This window comes from Geobacillus thermocatenulatus, from assembly GCF_002217655.1.
Taxonomy (GTDB): Bacteria; Bacillota; Bacilli; order Bacillales; family Anoxybacillaceae; genus Geobacillus; species Geobacillus thermocatenulatus.
On the sequence record NZ_NEWK01000001.1, the window covers coordinates 238,874 to 256,877 of the forward strand.

Below are 18,004 nucleotides of genomic sequence, written 5' to 3' on the forward strand. Positions count from 1 at the left end.
TTACAATCGGATATAGGCCAGCCGCTCGTTCGCTTCCTCGACGTCAAAGGCATCAGGGTCAAAATCTTCGCCTTTCATGTCGTACATCCAGTCTACCAGCTCGCGCAATTCGGGATCGGCAAGAGAGTCTTTTTGCGCCGCCGCTTCCAGCAGCTCCAGGTAGCCATAGACGCCGCCGCAATCCTCGGGAGGGCACGCCCGTTTTCCTTTCAGGCAAGCGGCGCGTTCCAACGGTTTTGGGAGTGTTTCAATCTTTTCAACAGTGACGGTATGGCGCCAGTAGTCGCCAAAATCGTAAATATATAGAAACTTTTGTTTTTCTTCCGTCAGCCATTGCTGTAATGGGATGCGGCGGGCGTCCATCAGTTCTTTTTCCAGCTGAAACGAATCCCAGCCGTCAGGGATGCCGATGAGAACGCTTCCGAAATCGAATTCGTATAAATGGGCTTGTTCCCATCCCATCGCTTCTTGGATGATGAGATGAAGCTCGTGAAATGTCGCATGTCCGGGAACAAGGACGCGCCGCCAAATCGGCGGGCGGATGCCGTTTAATGTGATTTTCAGCTGGTAGGCTGTTTTGGACCGCCGCCGTTTGGAGGGGGGTGCGCTCTTTGGCGCCTTAACCCATCTGCCGTGTGGACGGTCCCGCTCTGTCGGATGGAACATGGCAGACAATTCGTCGATCAGTTTAGCAAGATTGTCGGGGTTCATAGCCCTCGTCTCCTTTCGGATAAACGTTTTGTATAATAGTAGTTTATCCTGTCCATAGTAGAATTTAAACATTATTGATGGAAATATTGAAAAAAGAAAGATGGGAGAGGAGGATGACGCATGTCGATCGGCTGGAATGACCCATGCCCGTGTGGAAGTAGGAAAAAGTATAAGAAGTGCTGCATGAACAAACAGCAGAATCATGAAATCAAACGGGTGCGCCAGCGCCGCTTTTTTGGCCAAAAATATGAGCTGTCGCAAATGGTGCAGCGATTTTTGGATGAATCGCTGTCTTACAACGAACAAGCAGTGGCGAGACGGACGTTTTACCAAAAAATAGAGGGTATGAAGTATTTATAATATTTTGGATTTTTTGAAACACTTTGGTGCTTGTTCATTCACCGTTTTCCCAATGGAATGCGCGTCATTGAATGGTTCCAGCGCGACAAAGGACACCGTCTCCCGTTGGAGCACGGAGCGCTTTTGGCGCTTCTGCGTGTTTCTTCATGGGGACGGCTTATCCATTCGGACATCGGTTAGAGAAGCGATGGTGGTATGTCGGCCGTAGCTGGATGGTTCGACTGGGTTGCGCGTTGTGGCTGCTGTCGTGTGAAGAGGCATCATGCAGAAAAAGGAGAGCTATTGTCGGTTGATGGATGCCGCCCCGCTAGTTTTGTCGAGCGGTTTTCCCAAGTGACAGACAGGAAATTCCCCGTTGTGCGCGAACGATATAGTAGACAAATTGGAGACAACGGGGGAGGGAATGCGCATGAGGCGAGGAATATGGCTCGCCCTGTTGTTTTGTTTGCTATGGCTGGCTGCGGCTGCTTGGCCGGTGGGGGCGAAAGGGGAGAGTGGGAAAACCGCTCAGTTGGCGGTGGTGACGGCGGATCAGGTGAACGTCCGCCAAGGGCCGGGGGTGCCATACCGTCCATTGGCGAACGTTCACCGCGGCGAGGCGTATCGGCTGATCGAGGTCAAGGATGGATGGGTGAACATCGAGTGGAAACCGAATCGAACCGGGTGGATCGCCGCGCGGTACGTCGCGTTGGCAAAAGAGACGGCCATCGTGCAAGAAAACCGACTCCGCCTTCGACAAGAGCCGAGCCGAGATGGGCGAATTATCGGGCATTTGGCGCGGGGAGAAACGGTATGGGTCATCAAGGAAGATGGGGAATGGACGGAAGTGATCGCAGACGGTGCGATCGGCTGGGTGTCTTCAGCATACCTCACTGCAGCTCGGGAGTCATCGATTTCGCATCAAACCGGAATCGTCAACGCCAGTTCGCTCAACGTTCGGGCTGAGCCGTCATTGAAGGCAGCGCGCGTCGGCCGCCTTGTCCGGGGCGAAGAGGTCGAGATTGTGGAAAAGAAACCGGGATGGTACAAAATTGCCTCCCAAACAGGGCTTGATGGGTGGGTGTCATCCGCATATGTGCAGGTAAAGGGTGGACAAGCCAATGAAAAGGAAGCGGAAGCGCCCCAGTCGGCTGACCGCTCGCTGCTTTCAGCCATCGCGCCTAGCGACTCCCGCCTTTATGTAGACAGCTGGACGCGCGGTCCTGTTCAGGCGCTGGCCGGAAAAACGATCGTTCTTGACGCTGGCCACGGAGGCAAAGACGGCGGGGCCCAAAGTGTCGATGGCATCAAGGAAAAGGAGTTGACGTTGGAAACCGCCAAGCTTTTGAAAAACAAGCTGCAATCTTACGGCGCCCGCGTCGTGCTGACGCGCTCTAGCGATGAGTATGTGCCGCTGTCGGCGCGTGTTGCCGCCGCCCGCCTGTATCAGGCGGACGCGTTTATTAGCTTGCATTACGACAGCGCCGCTGATCCAGATGCGTCCGGCATCACCATTTACTATTACGATCGGTTTGCGGACTACGAATTGGCGCAATCGTTCCAAGGGCTGTTCAGGCAACTTTCCGCATTGCCGTTTCGCGGCATCGCCTTTGGCGACTATTACGTGTTGCGAGAAAACGAGAAGCCGTCCGTGTTGCTTGAGCTCGGCTATTTAAGCAATCGGTCGGACGCTGCGGTTGTGGCGACAAACGGTTATCAAGAAGCGGTGACGACGGCCATCGTGAACGCCGTGCGCCATTATTTTCAATAGTACGCCCCTTTTCTAAAAAGTGGATAACGGATCTACTGCGGCATGACAAAAAGCGCCCCGGATTTTCGGGGCGCTTTTTGTCGCCTCGCCTTGTTTGGATCACCGCTGGCTGACTATAGAGGGCCATTAGCTTTTCAAGGCGTTTTCCTGAGGGCTGCAAGGGCGAAAGGGTGGAAGTTGGTTGACACAATAGTTAAAAAAGTATAATATTTACCCGTGGTGCTAGATAAACTTGAGCAAGCATAAAAATAGCCCTTGCTGGCGGATCTCCTGTAGAATGAAAGTGCGACCTGCCATTCGAAAGGAGAATCCCCATGCAAGAGCACTTTCATTTTACTACAGATCGAGCCAAGATTCAAAAGCAATATGCCGCCATTTTCGTTTTTGTTTCTGCTCAACTTTCATGCATTCAGGTGCATCTTCATCGTCGAAATCGCCATTTGGTCAAGCAAGAGGACGCTGTCATCATCGCCATTCATCTTTTAGGAAAGCTGCTCGGTTTTACATCCGAACGGGCATGGCATCGTTTTGTCACGGGAAATTTGTTCACAAACGGCTCGTTTCTTGAACGCTCCCGATACAACCGCCGTTGCCGGGCGCTTGGTTTCGCCATCAAATGGATCCGTCATGAGCTGGCAAAACGCGGTCAACATCATGCCTATGCCGTCGTGGACAGCTTGCCGCTCCCGTTGTGCCATACGGCAAGAATGCATCGCGTCAAACGGTTTCAAGAGATCGCCGACATCGGGTATTGCGCTTCCAAAAAGCAATGGTACTACGGGTTGAAGCTGCACCTTCAAGTGACCGATCAAGGGCTGCCAATGGGATATGTTGTCACCGAAGCGTCTTGTCACGACCGGGTGGCCGCTGAAACCGTCATGACGCAAATTCCACATCCGTATAACTTCGGTGACAAAGGGTATATCAGCCAAACGCTGCGAAAGAAGCTGTACGAAGAGCACCGAGTCGCGTTTTGGACGCCCGTCCGAAACAATCAGCGAATTCGCCAATCGGATGCATGGAAACAATGGATGAAGCGAAAACGTAAAGTGGTGGAAACCGTGTTTTCGATTTTAGTCGATTCGTATCGGATCACCAAGATTCGCGCGAACTCGGTTTCTGGATTTGAAACGGCACTGGATGGTATTTTACTGGCTTACTCACTTGTTGTTCTCGGGCTAGTTGAGCGCTAAAGCTCAACTAGCACCACGGGTTTATTTTTCTTTTTTCCTTCGTATAATTCAGCGTCGACGAGGTAACTTTATTTTTCGAGATATATCAAACGGTGTAAAGCCATCACATCTTTTGTACATATGACTGACTTCTATTTTTTCGTGTTAGAATTGTCAAACGACGAGACATCATGATCTAGGGCAACTCACGATGGATCGCCAATCGTCAAGCAAGCAGTCGCTCGTTCCTTTCGCTTGCTAATAGGTGCGTTGGTTCTTCTTACAAGACCACTCGATGTATGTTGAAACAAACATCTCATCATTTCGATATGGTTAAAATCAGTTTCTCCTTTTGCGGGTAAACCGATGAAAGAATGAATGACATCATTGATACTCACTTATTCTTTGAAGATGGATAATGTTCGTTTAGTACCATCATGTCAACGATTTAAGTGAATTGTAAAGATGATTGTTTCGAGGATTCGGGAGCCTTAATAAAATTTACATCAATGTTTTAAGGGGGATGATGATAATGGAGAAAAAGAAAAGTGAGTTTTTGGGATGGATGAAGGCGATCATTATTGCAATTTTATTAGCTGCTTTTGTTCGACACTTCATATTTGCGCCGATTATAGTAGAAGGAGAATCCATGATGCCTACACTACACGATCAAGATCGTATGATTGTAAACAAAATAAAATATTCTTTTGTAAAACCGAAAAGGTTTGATATTATTGTGTTCCATACAAAAGAAAAAAAGGATTACATAAAACGCATAATTGGGTTACCTGGAGATCGTATCGAGTATAAAAATGATATTTTATATATAAACGGGAAAGCGTATAAAGAACCTTATCTAGATGAATACAAAAAACAAAACAAGTTTGATGGTCCCCTTACGGAATCGTTTACTCTAAAGGATACTCCAATCGGTAGAAACACTGTTCCTGAAGGCTATTTATTTGTAATGGGTGATAATAGAAGATATAGTAAAGACAGTCGTCATATTGGGGCCATTCCGATGAATGATGTTGTTGGCCAGGCAAACATAATTTATTGGCCTTTTAAACATATCCGAATAGTAAAATAAGCATTTCAAAAAGGCTTTACGGCTTTTCAGTAAAACAACTGAAAAGTACCAATAAATTTATTTTAAAATTAAATCGTAGTTATCAACACTGATAGCCTCACATTTCGCACCCTCCCAACGAAAATCGGGAGGATTTTTTCGTTCCGATGTCGAATGAATCCTTGACACACAAGGAAAGTGAAGGAGTTTTTCTCTCATGAACGTTCAAGTCAAAAAGGTCTATCGTAATGATTATTTGAATATAATAAGTGCCCTATTCAAGAAACTGGGCCTGCCCCAATTGATTGACCATCTCGTTCCCGTTGATCCACAGTGCCAGACTCGAGTCAGCGATGCCGTTCAGGCCATCCTCTACAATCTGTTTGACGGCCGGCAAGCCCTCGTTCACGTGGAACGATGGGCTCAGGAGATCGATCTAGAGAAACTCATCCGTCCCGGTCTCCATCCTTCCTGGTTGAACGACGATGCCTTGGCTCGTCATCTCGACCGCTTGTATGAGGCCGACATTCACAAGGTGATCAGCACTTGCTTGATTCACATTTATCGCAAAGAAGGCCTTTCCCTCCGAGCCTTTCACGCCGATACGACGGACAAGACGGTTTACGGCGCGTATGAATCGGCCTCATTAGAGGCTTTGCAGATCACACATGGCTATAACCGCCATCATCGTTGGCAAAAACAGATCGGCTTCGGACTGGTCGGCAACGAGGACGGCATCCCGTTTTACGGCGATGTGCACGACGGCAACCTGCCTGACAAAACGTGGAATCCGGAGGTGCTGTCCCGTGTCCACGAACAGCTCAAACAAGCCAAGATGGAAGACGAATGGATTTACGTGGCCGATTCCGCCGCGATGACAAAAGACACTCTGGCGCAAACCAAAGCGGCCAACGCCTTTTTGATCACCCGAGGCCCTTCGTCGCTTCGGATCGTGAAACGGGCATTAGCGGAGGCCGATTCGCCTCACATCCCGTGGAGCGAACCCTTTACCCTGGCGGAGAGAAACGGCGCCACGTACCGGGTATGGGAAACATCCTCCACCTATGAAGGCCACCCCGTTCGGCTGATCGTCGTCGAATCGAGTGCGCTCGACCAGCGAAAAGGAAAGACGCTCGAAAAAGAACGAACCAAAGAAGCGGAGCTTCTTCGCGAGGAACAAGCCCATTGGGAGCGCCACCCTTTCTCCTGCCGGGAAGATGCCGAACAAGCCTTGGCGTCCCTCAAGGCGTCCCTTCGCCCCCGGTTTCATCGGGTTGAGGCCGCGGTCGAAGAGATCGTACGCCCGAAAAAACGGCGCGGACGGCCGACGGCGATGCTTCTCGGGACGGCGAAAATTTTCTCCCAGCTGCGCGATGACATTCGCGGTGAAATCCGCTTTTTGTTCCAACACGCGGAAGAATTGTTCCCCGGCGGGGCGGAGGAGATGGTGCAAGCTGGTGTCATGGACGGGGTGGACGTCGTCATCGGCACTCACCTTTGGTCGCCGCTCGAGCGCGGAAAAATCGGCATTGTGTATGGGCCGATGATGGCCGCACCCGACCGCTTTTTCATCCGCATCATCGGCAAAGGCGGCCACGGGGCGATGCCGCACCAAACGATCGATGCGATCGCCATCGGAGCGCAAGTCGTGACGAACTTGCAGCACATTGTCTCGCGCTATGTCGACCCGCTCGAGCCGCTTGTTCTGTCCGTGACGCAATTTGTGGCGGGTACGGCGCATAATGTCCTGCCTGGGGAGGTCGAAATCCAAGGGACAGTGCGCACGTTCGATGAGACGCTGCGGCGCACGGTGCCGCAATGGATGGAGCGCATTGTCAAAGGGATCACCGAAGCGCACGGCGCCTCGTATGAGTTTCGATTTGACTACGGCTACCGCCCGGTCATCAACTACGATGAAGTGACCCGCGTCATGGAGGAAACGGCGTGCGAGCTGTTCGGCGAAGAGGCAGTGGCCCGCTTGAAACCGAACATGGGCGGCGAAGATTTCTCCGCCTTTTTGCAAAAAGCGCCCGGCAGCTTTTTCTACGTCGGCGCGGGCAATGTAGAAAAAGGCATCGTTTACCCGCACCACCACCCGCGCTTTACGATTGACGAAGACGCGCTTGAGATTGGCGTGCAAATGTTTGTCGCGGCGACGTTGAAACTGTTGGCGGGGGCGGAATAGCTGTTTTCGCTTGACATATCCAAGATTGTCAGTTCAAACGTTTGATCCTTGGGTGGCGGGATTGATTGGCGCCGCTGGGTTGCTCACTGCCATGGTGCCAGGGTCGATGATTTTAGTGACAGCATCAACGTTGTGGTGAGTTGGATTCCGTTTGGCCCAGTTACGGTGAAAGAAGGAAAGCGGGCGATGTAGGAGGAAAAGTTGGCGATTGGACATCGTGCTTATCAATGGACGGGGAAAGCAAAGAAGGCATGGAATGCATCCGTGCCTTCTTACATGCTTTATGGTTGTCTAACGTGCATTGAATCGCAACTTTTCATTTAATGTAACATGAGCTTCATCCAAAGTTCGCTTGTTTGGTGAATAAATGATAAATAGCATTTCATCATGATGAATCGGACAGTCGCCGCTGGCTTGACAAAATTTTATCAAGCTGAAGGCAGCCTGCATACGAATGTCCTCTTGAAAATCCGTGTGAATCCCTTCCTCCAGTCCGAATGGATCTTGAAAGTTCGTCATGTTGTTCGACCCCTTTTTCCAATTAGTAGATGGATCACGCTACGTTTACGATGATCGGTCAGCATTGGCCGCTGTTGTGTTTGACTGCGCGGAATAGTTTGCTGCAAGGTGCATTGCATGAACCTTTTTAAATGGCATATGCAATCGATAAGAAAATTAACCAAGGCACCCCAAATTGTTTTACACGATGTAACCCATGTCGTCCAACGCCTGAAACAGCGGATTCGACAACTGACGAATCCCAACTAGATCCTCTCCATGCAGGAGCACATCCAGCGAGTAAATCAATACATCATGGGATGGATCGGATATTTTCAACTCATAAACACCCAATGCTCCGTCTCTTATTGCATCGAGGGTCGAGAGGCATTTTGTTTGCCTAGTCACTGTCGAACTCGGGTGCTTGAAAATAGATGAAAAATAAAGAATAAATTAGTTAGCTTATGAAAAAATAAATGTAAAACGCTTTCTTGATGATTTTTCCGTTTATTTTCAAAAAAATAGCTAATTTTAGCTGTTTGACGGTATGGTGGACCAAGAGTATAATGAGCCTCAAATTAAATAACCATTCATTCCCTAAAGATCGCTGAATCCGAATAGGAGCGGGGGAACCAACCGTGGCTTTGTGCGCCACATGGGGTGAATCCTGTTCAGGACGCCTGTTCTGAACGGGTAGGGTGACTCTCATCACCCGAATCCGTCAGCTAACCTCGTAAGCGTGTTGAGAGAAGGGGGGTATTTCCTATGGCTTGACATAGGCAGCCAGATACCCTCTGGCTGTCTTTTTTTGTTCTTTTTTATAAAAAATATGTAATTTATGTAAAAAATAATAAATTTGGTTTGTTGAGAAATCTTCGTGTATGTATAAGTCAATGTTTCCGAACTTTAAGCGGAAAGATGACAAAAGGCGGAGGGATCACTGATGTGGGATGTGATGATGGTTGTTTTGCTTGTCGTGAGCTTTATTCTCTTTTATGAATTTTCTGTTTGGTGTGATTCCGTGGTGAATGGAGGAGAAGAACAATGATCTGGATAGTAGGGATGGTGATATTGGGGGTATTTTGCTATCTCGTATACGCACTTATTTACCCGGAAAAATTTTGAACTGACGGTCAGATAAATTCAGTTATGAATTGGAATATGAGTGATCACGCGTGAGGGGGAAGAAACATGTGGCATGTCTTTTCGCAATATACACTTATTTTCTTGTTGTTGATCGTTATCGCGGTGCCATTGGGAAAATATTTATATGTGGCTTTCTTTGAAAAAGGAAAGATCGATCGTTTCTTTTCGCCCATTGAAGCGGTGATTTATCGATTATCAGGTATTCGCTCACTAGAAGAGATGACTTGGAAGTCGTATTGTACAGCATTGTTGATCGTGAATGCGGCATTGTTAGGTATATCCTATGGGCTTTTGCGTATTCAACATTATTTGCCGCTTAATGGGGCCAAAGTGGAAAATATGGAGCCGACTCTTACGTTTAACACTGTGGTTAGTTTTATGACAAATACAAACCTGCAGCATTATAGCGGAGAATCTGGATTATCCATTTTATCACAGATGTTATTTGTGACGATGATGATGTTCACGTCAGCCGCCACGGGACTGACTGTTGCTACTGCTTTAATTCGCGCGTTGTCTAAAAAAGGAAAAACGATAGGGAATTTTTATCAAGATTTTGTGCGCGCGAATGTGCGTGTATTGCTCCCGCTATCTGTCATCGTAACGATCTTGTTAGTGGCCTTTGGGGTTCCGCAAACCTTCTTGGCCCGCATGGCTGTATCAACATTAGAGGGAGGCACACAAACGTTAGCGCTGGGACCTGTCGCTTCGCTTGAGTCCATCAAACACCTCGGGACAAACGGAGGGGGATTTTTCGGAGCGAACTCGTCTCATCCGTTTGAAAATCCTCATCCGTTTACGAACGTAATCGAGATGTTATCGATGTGGTGCATTCCAGCGGCTCTGCCTTTTACGTATGGTCATGCTGTAAAAAATCGCAAACAGGGGTGGGTATTGTTTGCGACAATGTTCGTTTTGTTCGTCATGATGCTTGGGGTTGTGTACAATGCGGAACAATCTGGGAATCCCCTTGTGGGCAAATCAGGATTTGCAGCTGACCAAGGAAATATGGAAGGCAAGGAAGTACGTTTCGGCATTCCGCTGTCCAGTTTATTTACGGCGATCACGACAGCGGCCACAACCGGGTCAGTCAACAATATGCACGATAGTTTGACTCCGATTGGGGGGCTCGTTCCGCTGGCATTAATGATGTTAAATAACGTGTTTGGCGGCGATGGGGTAGGGTTTGTGAACATCATGATGTATGCGATGATTGCCGTTTTTTTATCAGGCTTGATGGTCGGGCGTACACCTGAATTTTTAGGGCGCAAGATCGAGCCAAAGGAAATGAAGCTGATCGTCATCGCGTTGTTGCTTCATCCTCTCATTATTTTGGCGCCGTCAGCCATAGCGTTAATGACGCACATGGGGACCGAGGCAATCAGCAATCCTGGCTTCCACGGCATTTCGCAAGTGGTGTATGAATATACATCTTCGGCGGCGAACAATGGGTCAGGATTTGAGGGATTGAAGGATAATACGGCATTTTGGAACATTTCGACTGGTGTTGTCATGCTTTTGGGGAGATATGTTTCCATTATTGCGATGCTTGCGGTCGCTGGGTCTTTGGTCGGAAAACAGCCAGTGCCCGAAACCATTGGAACATTCCGTACCGATACAGCCACATTCGGCGTCATTTTATTTGGGACAGTGTTCATTATCGGAGCACTTACCTTTTTCCCTGTTCTGATCCTGGGTCCGGTGGCGGAATATTTAACCATTCGCTAAGGAGGAAACGTCGAGATGAGAGGGAATGACAATCGCCAATCACTGTTTCAGCCAGAGCTTGTGCGGCAAGCGGCAATAGAGAGCGTCAAAAAGTTAAATCCTCTTGTGATGATGCGCAACCCAGTAATGTTTGTCGTCGAGATTGGAACATTGATCGTGTTGCTTATGCTTTTGTTTCCTCGCTTTTTTAGAATAGAGGATTGGAAATATGAATTAGCGGTATTCGTCATTCTTTTGCTCACGATTTTATTCGCTAATTTTGCTGAGGCTTTGGCGGAAGGACGAGGAAAGGCACAAGCGGAATCGCTCAAGAAAACGAAAGCGGATACGATCGCCAAGCGGATCAGCGCAAAAGGGGAAATAGAACTGGTTGCGTCCACACAGTTGCGAAAAGGGGATATTGTTCTCGTCGAAGCCGGTGATCTCATTCCAGGTGACGGCGAAATCATAGAAGGGTTGGCGTCCATTGATGAATCGGCCATTACTGGGGAATCCGCCCCTGTTATTAAGGAGGCAGGGGGAGATTTCAGTTCGGTGACAGGCGGCACAAAAGTCGTCAGCGATTGGATTAAAGTAAAAATCACAGCCGACCCCGGCGAGTCTTTTTTGGATAAAATGATCTCTCTTGTTGAAGGAGCAACGAGGCAAAAAACGCCGAACGAGTTGGCGCTGAACATTTTGCTTGTGACTCTCACGCTCATCTTTTTGATTGTCGTTGTCACATTAGTTCCGATTGCCCGTTATGTCGGCATCCATTTGTCGATAACAACCTTGATCATCTTGCTTGTTTGTTTGATTCCGACGACCATTGGCGGCTTATTATCGGCCATTGGAATCGCCGGGATGAACCGCTTGACACAATTCAACGTGTTGGCGATGTCCGGAAAAGCGGTGGAAGCGGCAGGGGACGTTACAACTATCGTGCTTGATAAGACGGGAACGATTACGTTTGGAAATCGAATGGCCGCCCAGTTTATTCCTGTTGGCGGGACTACAGAGGAGCAAGTACGGGAAGCAGCCGTTTTGTCTTCGATTAAGGATGAGACACCTGAGGGGCGTTCTGTTCTTGAATTGGCGAAACAGCAAGGATGGAAAGCAGATGTTGCTGAGTATGAACACGAGGAGTTTGTCCCGTTTACTGCCGAGACAAGAATGAGCGGCATGAACGTTCAAGGCATTCCGTATCGCAAGGGAGCGGTGGATGCCATTTCCCGTCATGTCAAACAGCTGGGCGGCCGCATTCCAAGCGATTTGAAAGAAAAAAGCGAACAAATCGCTAAACAGGGGGGCACGCCGTTGGCTGTCTCCGTTGGAGCAGACATCGTGGGCATCATCTATTTGAAAGATACCGTAAAACCGGGAATGCGCCAACGATTTGATGAATTGAGAAAAATGGGGATCAAAACGATCATGTGCACAGGAGACAACCCACTGACCGCTGCAACGATTGCCAACGAGGCAGGAGTGGATGAGTTTATTGCGGAAAGCAAGCCGGAAGACAAGATTCGTGTTATTCGGGAAGAACAAGCGAAAGGGAATTTGGTTGCTATGACGGGGGATGGTACGAATGACGCGCCGGCTTTGGCGCAGGCGGATGTCGGATTGGCCATGAATAGCGGTACGATGGCGGCAAAAGAAGCGGCGAATATGATTGATTTAGACTCCGATCCGACGAAAATTATTGAAGTGATATCCATCGGGAAGCAACTGCTGATGACCCGGGGGGCATTGACCACATTTAGCATTGCCAATGATATTGCCAAATATTTTGCTATTTTGCCGGCTGTGTTTGTGGCCAGCATTCCGCAGATGAAATCGATCGATATTTTGCATCTGCATTCGCCAGCGAGCGCCATTTTATCCGCGTTAATTTTCAATGCGGTGATCATCCCTCTGTTGATTCCGTTGGCGATGAGAGGGGTGCGCTATCAACCGATGTCATCGGAAAAACTTTTGCGTAGAAATATGTTGATTTATGGAGGCGGAGGAGTCATTGCTCCATTCATTGGCATAAAGGTCATTGATCTTGCCCTAGGCCTGTTTATGTAAAAGAGAGGAGGATTTGGCATGAGAAATATTCGCCTTGCTTTGCTCATGATCGTTTTGCTTGGGCTCGGGTATCCGGCAGCGATGACGGGCCTTGCCCAGTTGTTATTTCCTCATCAAGCGAAAGGAAGCATTATTTATGAGAAGGGAAGAGCCATCGGTTCGGAATTGATTGGACAATCATTTCAGGGGGACTCCTATTTTCACGGCCGCCCTTCGTCGATTCAATATGATGCAAGTGCATCAGGTTCACCAAATTATGGGCCTTCCAGCAAAGAAATGATGGAACGGATGGAGAAAGATGCAGAGCAATGGTTGAAAAAAGTTCCTGGAAAGACGAAAAAAGATATCCCTATCGATTTAATCACCAATTCAGGATCTGGACTCGACCCTCATATTAGCCCGGCTGCCGCATTGTTCCAAGTGCCGATGGTAGCAAAGGCAACGGGATTATCGGAGCAACAATTGACCCGTTTGGTCAAGCAGCACATTGAAGGAAGAGCGATGGGCGTTTTTGGTGAACCGCGGGTCAACGTTGTGCGCTTAAATATGGCTGTTCAAAAATTAGTGGAGGAGCGTTCCAAACGGAATGAATCATAAATATAGACGAATGACTCCGGAAGAGATATTGAAGAAAATCGAAAATATGAAGAAAGGCCGCCTCAAAATTTATATTGGGGCGGCCCCTGGTGTCGGGAAAACATTTCATATGTTGAGGGATGCTCACGATGTGAGAGAAAAAGGGATCGATATCGTCATCGGAATTGTTGAAACACACGGACGGGCTGAGACAGAGGCAGAAATCAAAGACTTGGAAATCATTCCTCGCAAGAAAATCCATTATAAAGGAAAAGAATTTGCGGAATTGGATGTCGACGCGGTGATTCGACGCAACCCGGATGTGGTGATTGTGGACGAATTGGCCCATACCAACGCCCCGGGCAGTAAAAACAAAAAGCGCTATCAGGATGTACAAGAAATTTTGCAGGCGGGAATTCATGTTTGGACGGCAATGAATATTCAACATCTAGAAAGTGTTCATGATATCGTTGAGCAAGTAACAGGGGTCCAAGTGAATGAACGCGTGCCAGATTTTATGCTTAGGGAAGCCGATGAAATCGAAGTGATTGATATCACGCCGGAAGCGTTGCGCGAGCGCATTAAAGAAGGGAAAGTATATGGGAAAGAAAAAATTGATCAGGCGCTCAATCATTTTTTTCGCAAGGGCAATCTCGTTGCCTTGCGGGAGTTGACGTTAAGAGAAGTGGCCGATGATATTGAGATGCGTTTGGAGAAAGAGAGAGAAGAACAGGGAATTGAAGAACCGACCGGCATTCATGAAAAAATTCTAGTGTGTGTCAACTATCGGCCAAACGCTGAAAAATTGATTCGACGTGGATGGCGGATCGCTCAACGATTAAACGCCGAGTTATACATTTTGCACATTAAGCAGAAAAGACAATCGCCAGAAAGGACGATAGCAGAATGGGAGAAAATGGCTAAGCAATTTGGCGCCACTTTTCTCGTTCGAGAGGCTGCCTCGCGCCGTGTTGCCCATCAAATCGTGGATGTATGTCGAGAATATAAAATCACCCAGATTGTGATGGGGATGTCTGCTCGGACGAGATGGGAGGAAATATGGAAAGGATCGCTCATTAATGTAATTATGCAGCAACTTAAACATGTTGATGTGCTTGTTGTATCTGACAGATAGAGAAGAGGGGCATCTTTGATCATAGTTCCAAAAGAAGACTCCCGTTCGCAATTCAAGCAATAAGCGGAAGATGAATGTCGGCTGGCGCCAGCCAAAACGTATGATAAAATCAATGTGCATTGCGTACAGGCTGTTGACGGACTTAAGCGGCTAAGCAGCGCACGAGACGAGAGGAAATTCAAAGTGCACGCTGTGCATAGCATTGTCGTCGACCTCCAATCGTGCAAAAACCCCGGGGGATCGACGACAATCTTTTTACACACTTCAAGCCTACAGCCATCGTACATGAACACGATTGACAGAATTTTTGGATTATGGTATTCTGAAAATAACTTTGGAGCAAAAAGATTGATATATCAAGTGCTTTCTGGGGTTTTTATCGTACCTATGAGGGATTGAAACAAGAACAAAACGAATTGTATGCACAAGGTCGCACGAAGTTTTTATCGTACCTATGAGGGATTGAAACTGGCAATAGGTTTTTCCGCCGACGACTCCCCATCCGTGTTTTTATCGTACCTATGAGGGATTGAAACGTATTGTGTTTCGCTGCAATTTGTGACAACGTATCGCCTGTTTTTATCGTACCTATGAGGGATTGAAACGACGGCATCTGAACCACCTCTCTTTGACTAAAAAATGTTTTTATCGTACCTATGAGGGATTGAAACGTAGGTGGAGGATGAGAGGATGCAGACTCCGGCTGTCCAGTTTTTATCGTACCTATGAGGGATTGAAACTCAACCCCACAGTCTGTCTAAAAAGTCATCGGTCGGTTTTTATCGTACCTATGAGGGATTGAAACTATTCTCTCGCTGTCTTGGCGATTGGCTGGCTTCCGTTTTTATCGTACCTATGAGGGATTGAAACGCTACATTTGAAAGCTCTTGAGTAATTTTCAACTTGTTTGTTTTTATCGTACCTATGAGGGATTGAAACTATTCTCTCGCTGTCTTGGCGATTGGCTGGCTTCCGTTTTTATCGTACCTATGAGGGATTGAAACGCTACATTTGAAAGCTCTTGAGTAATTTTCAACTTGTTTGTTTTTATCGTACCTATGAGGGATTGAAACGCTGCATTTGAAAGCTCTTGAGTAATTTTCAACTTGTTTGTTTTTATCGTACCTATGAGGGATTGAAACTATCCGCTCATTGATGACCCACATTCCGGACATTTGAGTTTTTATCGTACCTGTGAGAGATTGAAACCTTCGTGTTTTGTGCGAACGATCGTCGCAATAAACGCTTTTCATCACACCGTAAGCAACTCCATGGAGCGCACATAGGTTTAAATCTGTGCGGTGGAGAGAGGTTAAGAGTTGGCGAAGATGACTGAAAGAGATGAATCAGCATTCGCGGGCTATGTCTGTGCGATACCGGCGATCCGCTTCTGCCGTTTGTTTTAGGCAGGAGTTTTTTATTGTTATACAGCCGCTTTATGTCCATCCCGAATTGTCGTTCCAGGAAGAGAAAACGGCGCAATTTGTGTACGAGACGCTGCAATCATTCGGCCATCTTGAGTTGTCGCGGCCGACGAAAACGAGCGTCATGGCGCGGCTCATTGGCCAACAGCCAGGCCGGGTCGTCGCCATTCGCGCTGATATGGACGCATTGCCGATTCAAGAGGAAAACACGTTTGAGTTTGCCTCAACTCAAGATGAGGGATGAGAGTCCGAAAGCGCTTACGATATCAATTCCTGAAAATGGTTCGCTAACTAGTGATTGACAACACCCGTAGTGAACCGAAAAAATGTTCTCCACAAAGTCTTGACTGACTCCATTATTATGATTTCCTTGTAACTATAATAAAAAACATGCTATCCTTTCTGTAAAGAAACCATAACTCCTTATATTCACGACCTAAGCTTTGTTTGATGATTAAATTGACATCTGCGCTTTCAGTCAGATATGAATGTTGGCTTGCGTATTGTTGTCACCATCTATGCGAATGAGTAATCGGTAATCCATCAGCGTTTGGTACATCTAAAGACAGTGTGTAGGGATGAAGACATATGTCTTGGACATATTTATTTTTACCCGTGGTGCTAGTTGAGCTTTAGCGCTCAACTAGCACCACGGGTTAATATTTATAAAGGATTAGGATAATAATAATCGACTGTTATCCTAAATTGATACTATTGTTTTGTTATATATCAGAATATTTAATTCATTTTCAAAATAATAGAAATGAGGGATACAATGAAAACGAGAGATGTGCTGTTTACTGGATTGATGCTCTTTTCCCTCTTTTTCGGCGCGGGCAACTTGATTTTTCCTCCGTATTTAGGGATGGAAGCGGGAACGGCCGTATGGCCGGCGGTTCTTGGATTTATCGTCACCGGTGTTGGGCTGCCGCTGTTGTCGGTCGCGGCGGTGGCGTTCGCCAAAGACGGCATCCGTTCGCTCGGCAACGCTGTTCATCCGCTGTTCAGCCTTTGCTTTTCACTCGCTGTGTATTTGGCGATCGGCCCGTTTTTCGGCATTCCGCGCGCGGCTAGCGTCGCCTATGAAATCGGAGCGAAGCCGTTTTTCCCTGAGAGCGGATCTTTGGTGATGTGGCTGTTTACGGGTCTCTTTTTCGCCCTTGTGTACTGGCTCAGCTTAAACCCCTCGAAGCTTGTGGATCGAATCGGCCAGCTGTTGACGCCGATGTTGCTGCTTTCCATTGCTGTGCTTTGCCTTACCGGTTTAATCCGGCTTGACGACCCACAGGCGCTGCCGGCTGAGAAGTATGCCTCGGCGCCGTTTGTGAAAGGGATGCTGGAAGGGTATTTAACGATGGATACGATCGCGGCCCTTGCCTTTGGCATCGTCGTCATTCATGCGCTCCGTGACCGCGGGGTGGACCGGCCGGCGTTGCAGGCAAAAGCCACGGTGCAAGCCGGATTGATCGCTGGATTGGGACTCGCGCTCGTTTATGGCGGCATTGCCATCATTGGTGCTAGAATGGCTGGTGTCGGCTCATTTGCCAACGGAGCCGAGCTATTGTCATACGTGTCATCGCTGCTGTTTGGCAGCGGGGGGAAGTTGCTGTTGGGCGTGATCGTGGCGCTTGCCTGCTTAACAACGGCGGTTGGTCTAGTCGCTGCTTGTGCGCAATACTTTCAAGAGCTCACCCCGACTGTTTCGTACCGAACGTATGTCATTGTATTAACCTTATTTAGCTTTTTGATGTCAAACCTCGGCTTAAATGCGTTGATCGCTGTTTCCGTTCCAGTGTTGACGATGCTGTATCCATTGGCGATCGTGCTCGTCGCCCTGTCGTTTTTCCGCCGCTTTTACCGTGGTTCGGCGAAAGTGTACGGGATGGCGTTGCTCTTTACCGGCATGTTCAGCCTGTATGACGGTTTGAAAACGATCGGGCTGGAGACGGCATGGTTAGAACCGCTCCTCTCATGGGCGCCGCTGTTTTCAGTCGGGCTCGGCTGGGTTGTCCCTGCGCTGATCGGCGCTGCGCTTGGCTTGATGATCGATCGGCCGTCCGCAACGAAACGGAAACATGCGGCGTAAAGGGCTGACTCAAAAGGTCATGTACGCCCGGTCGGGGGAATAATATGAATGTGAACTACCCCCACTTAATTTTCTAGCGAAAATTTGAAGTGGGGGCTTCCAAAGAAGTTTGACT

Annotated in this window: 14 protein-coding genes, 3 pseudogenes, 1 CRISPR repeat array and 1 riboswitch; of the genes and pseudogenes, 14 read left to right on the forward strand and 3 right to left on the reverse strand. The window is 48.0% G+C overall.

What is annotated here, in order from left to right:
• A complete protein-coding gene (locus B9L19_RS01245) occupies positions 1 to 711 on the reverse strand; it encodes a plasmid pRiA4b ORF-3 family protein (RefSeq protein ID WP_015865237.1) in 711 nt (236 codons plus the stop codon).
• 120 nt (positions 712 to 831) lie between these two features.
• On the opposite strand from B9L19_RS01245, the pseudogene B9L19_RS19210 reads away from it, so the two are divergent.
• The 6 genes and pseudogenes from B9L19_RS19210 to B9L19_RS19630 all read left to right on the forward strand — a co-directional run.
• Positions 832 to 876: pseudogene (locus tag B9L19_RS19210) on the forward strand (SEC-C metal-binding domain-containing protein); the annotation flags it as partial.
• 18 nt (positions 877 to 894) lie between these two features.
• Positions 895 to 1,071, forward strand: a complete 177-nt coding sequence (locus B9L19_RS01250) for a hypothetical protein (protein WP_014195142.1) — start codon at positions 895 to 897, stop codon at positions 1,069 to 1,071.
• A 409-nt stretch (positions 1,072 to 1,480) separates the two neighbouring features.
• Positions 1,481 to 2,821: an N-acetylmuramoyl-L-alanine amidase family protein gene (locus B9L19_RS01255; RefSeq protein ID WP_053004377.1), complete on the forward strand. Its 1,341-nt coding sequence runs from the start codon at positions 1,481 to 1,483 to the stop codon at positions 2,819 to 2,821.
• A gap of 314 nt (positions 2,822 to 3,135) precedes the next feature.
• Positions 3,136 to 4,014 (forward strand): IS982 family transposase, encoded by an 879-nt coding sequence (locus B9L19_RS01260; RefSeq protein ID WP_014195145.1) that lies wholly within the window; start codon positions 3,136 to 3,138, stop codon positions 4,012 to 4,014.
• A gap of 511 nt (positions 4,015 to 4,525) precedes the next feature.
• Positions 4,526 to 5,083 (forward strand): signal peptidase I, encoded by a 558-nt coding sequence (gene lepB, locus B9L19_RS01265; RefSeq protein ID WP_014195146.1) that lies wholly within the window; start codon positions 4,526 to 4,528, stop codon positions 5,081 to 5,083.
• A 196-nt stretch (positions 5,084 to 5,279) separates the two neighbouring features.
• Positions 5,280 to 7,247, forward strand: coding sequence for an IS1634 family transposase (locus B9L19_RS19630; RefSeq protein WP_089113815.1), 1,968 nt, complete (start codon positions 5,280 to 5,282; stop codon positions 7,245 to 7,247).
• Positions 7,248 to 7,570: 323 nt separating this feature from the next.
• Here the strand turns inward: B9L19_RS19630 and B9L19_RS01275 are convergent.
• Together B9L19_RS01275 and B9L19_RS19225 are read right to left on the reverse strand one after the other, a co-directional pair.
• Positions 7,571 to 7,766 (reverse strand): annotated as a pseudogene (locus B9L19_RS01275) (tryptophan 2,3-dioxygenase family protein); the annotation flags it as partial.
• Positions 7,767 to 7,946: 180 nt separating this feature from the next.
• Complete coding sequence (locus tag B9L19_RS19225; RefSeq protein ID WP_227412737.1) at positions 7,947 to 8,084, reverse strand: hypothetical protein; 138 nt, start codon at positions 8,082 to 8,084, stop codon at positions 7,947 to 7,949.
• Here B9L19_RS19225 and B9L19_RS19230 point away from each other — a divergent pair.
• The 8 genes and pseudogenes from B9L19_RS19230 (at position 8,025) to brnQ (ending at position 17,889) form a co-directional block, all read left to right on the forward strand.
• On the forward strand, positions 8,025 to 8,183 hold the full coding sequence (locus B9L19_RS19230) for a group II intron maturase-specific domain-containing protein (protein ID WP_227412636.1): 159 nt from the start codon (positions 8,025 to 8,027) through the stop codon (positions 8,181 to 8,183). The two genes, B9L19_RS19225 and B9L19_RS19230, sit on opposite strands and share 60 nt — an antisense overlap.
• 157 nt (positions 8,184 to 8,340) lie before the next feature.
• A riboswitch (cyclic di-AMP (ydaO/yuaA leader) is annotated at positions 8,341 to 8,499 on the forward strand.
• 308 nt (positions 8,500 to 8,807) lie between these two features.
• Entirely contained in the window at positions 8,808 to 8,870 is a 63-nt protein-coding gene (kdpF, locus tag B9L19_RS19730; RefSeq protein ID WP_367779365.1) for a K(+)-transporting ATPase subunit F, read from the forward strand.
• A 66-nt stretch (positions 8,871 to 8,936) separates the two neighbouring features.
• Positions 8,937 to 10,619 (forward strand): potassium-transporting ATPase subunit KdpA, encoded by a 1,683-nt coding sequence (gene kdpA, locus B9L19_RS01290; protein WP_011232718.1) that lies wholly within the window; start codon positions 8,937 to 8,939, stop codon positions 10,617 to 10,619.
• 15 nt (positions 10,620 to 10,634) lie between these two features.
• A complete protein-coding gene (kdpB, locus tag B9L19_RS01295; protein WP_011232717.1) occupies positions 10,635 to 12,668 on the forward strand; it encodes a potassium-transporting ATPase subunit KdpB in 2,034 nt (677 codons plus the stop codon).
• Positions 12,669 to 12,686: 18 nt separating this feature from the next.
• Complete coding sequence (gene kdpC, locus B9L19_RS01300) at positions 12,687 to 13,265, forward strand: potassium-transporting ATPase subunit KdpC (protein ID WP_011232716.1); 579 nt, start codon at positions 12,687 to 12,689, stop codon at positions 13,263 to 13,265.
• A complete protein-coding gene (gene kdpDN / locus B9L19_RS01305; RefSeq protein WP_011232715.1) occupies positions 13,255 to 14,379 on the forward strand; it encodes a KdpD-like non-kinase potassium sensor in 1,125 nt (374 codons plus the stop codon). The genes kdpC and kdpDN overlap by 11 nt, the downstream gene beginning before the upstream one ends.
• A 372-nt stretch (positions 14,380 to 14,751) precedes the next feature.
• Positions 14,752 to 15,588: a CRISPR direct-repeat array (repeat unit 30 nt; unit sequence GTTTTTATCGTACCTATGAGGGATTGAAAC).
• A 132-nt stretch (positions 15,589 to 15,720) separates the two neighbouring features.
• Positions 15,721 to 16,029: pseudogene (locus tag B9L19_RS01310) on the forward strand (amidohydrolase); the annotation flags it as partial.
• A 549-nt stretch (positions 16,030 to 16,578) separates the two neighbouring features.
• On the forward strand, positions 16,579 to 17,889 hold the full coding sequence (gene brnQ, locus B9L19_RS01315; protein ID WP_014196898.1) for a branched-chain amino acid transport system II carrier protein: 1,311 nt from the start codon (positions 16,579 to 16,581) through the stop codon (positions 17,887 to 17,889).
• The last annotated feature ends 115 nt before the right edge of the window (positions 17,890 to 18,004 follow it).

What these genes read in the sequence shown, in the direction of transcription:
- kdpB (WP_011232717.1), top strand. Translation starts at nt 10,635, where the DNA reads ATGAGAGGGAATGACAATCGCCAATCACTGTTTCAGCCAGAGCTTGTG.
- B9L19_RS01260 (WP_014195145.1), top strand. Translation starts at nt 3,136, where the DNA reads ATGCAAGAGCACTTTCATTTTACTACAGATCGAGCCAAGATTCAAAAG.
- B9L19_RS01255 (WP_053004377.1), top strand. Translation starts at nt 1,481, where the DNA reads ATGAGGCGAGGAATATGGCTCGCCCTGTTGTTTTGTTTGCTATGGCTG.
- kdpA (WP_011232718.1), top strand. Translation starts at nt 8,937, where the DNA reads ATGTGGCATGTCTTTTCGCAATATACACTTATTTTCTTGTTGTTGATC.
- B9L19_RS19230 (WP_227412636.1), top strand. Translation starts at nt 8,025, where the DNA reads ATGCAGGAGCACATCCAGCGAGTAAATCAATACATCATGGGATGGATC.
- B9L19_RS19630 (WP_089113815.1), top strand. Translation starts at nt 5,280, where the DNA reads ATGAACGTTCAAGTCAAAAAGGTCTATCGTAATGATTATTTGAATATA.
- lepB (WP_014195146.1), top strand. Translation starts at nt 4,526, where the DNA reads ATGGAGAAAAAGAAAAGTGAGTTTTTGGGATGGATGAAGGCGATCATT.
- kdpDN (WP_011232715.1), top strand. Translation starts at nt 13,255, where the DNA reads ATGAATCATAAATATAGACGAATGACTCCGGAAGAGATATTGAAGAAA.
- B9L19_RS01250 (WP_014195142.1), top strand. Translation starts at nt 895, where the DNA reads ATGAACAAACAGCAGAATCATGAAATCAAACGGGTGCGCCAGCGCCGC.
- B9L19_RS01245 (WP_015865237.1), bottom strand. Translation starts at nt 711, where the DNA reads ATGAACCCCGACAATCTTGCTAAACTGATCGACGAATTGTCTGCCATG.
- brnQ (WP_014196898.1), top strand. Translation starts at nt 16,579, where the DNA reads ATGAAAACGAGAGATGTGCTGTTTACTGGATTGATGCTCTTTTCCCTC.
- kdpC (WP_011232716.1), top strand. Translation starts at nt 12,687, where the DNA reads ATGAGAAATATTCGCCTTGCTTTGCTCATGATCGTTTTGCTTGGGCTC.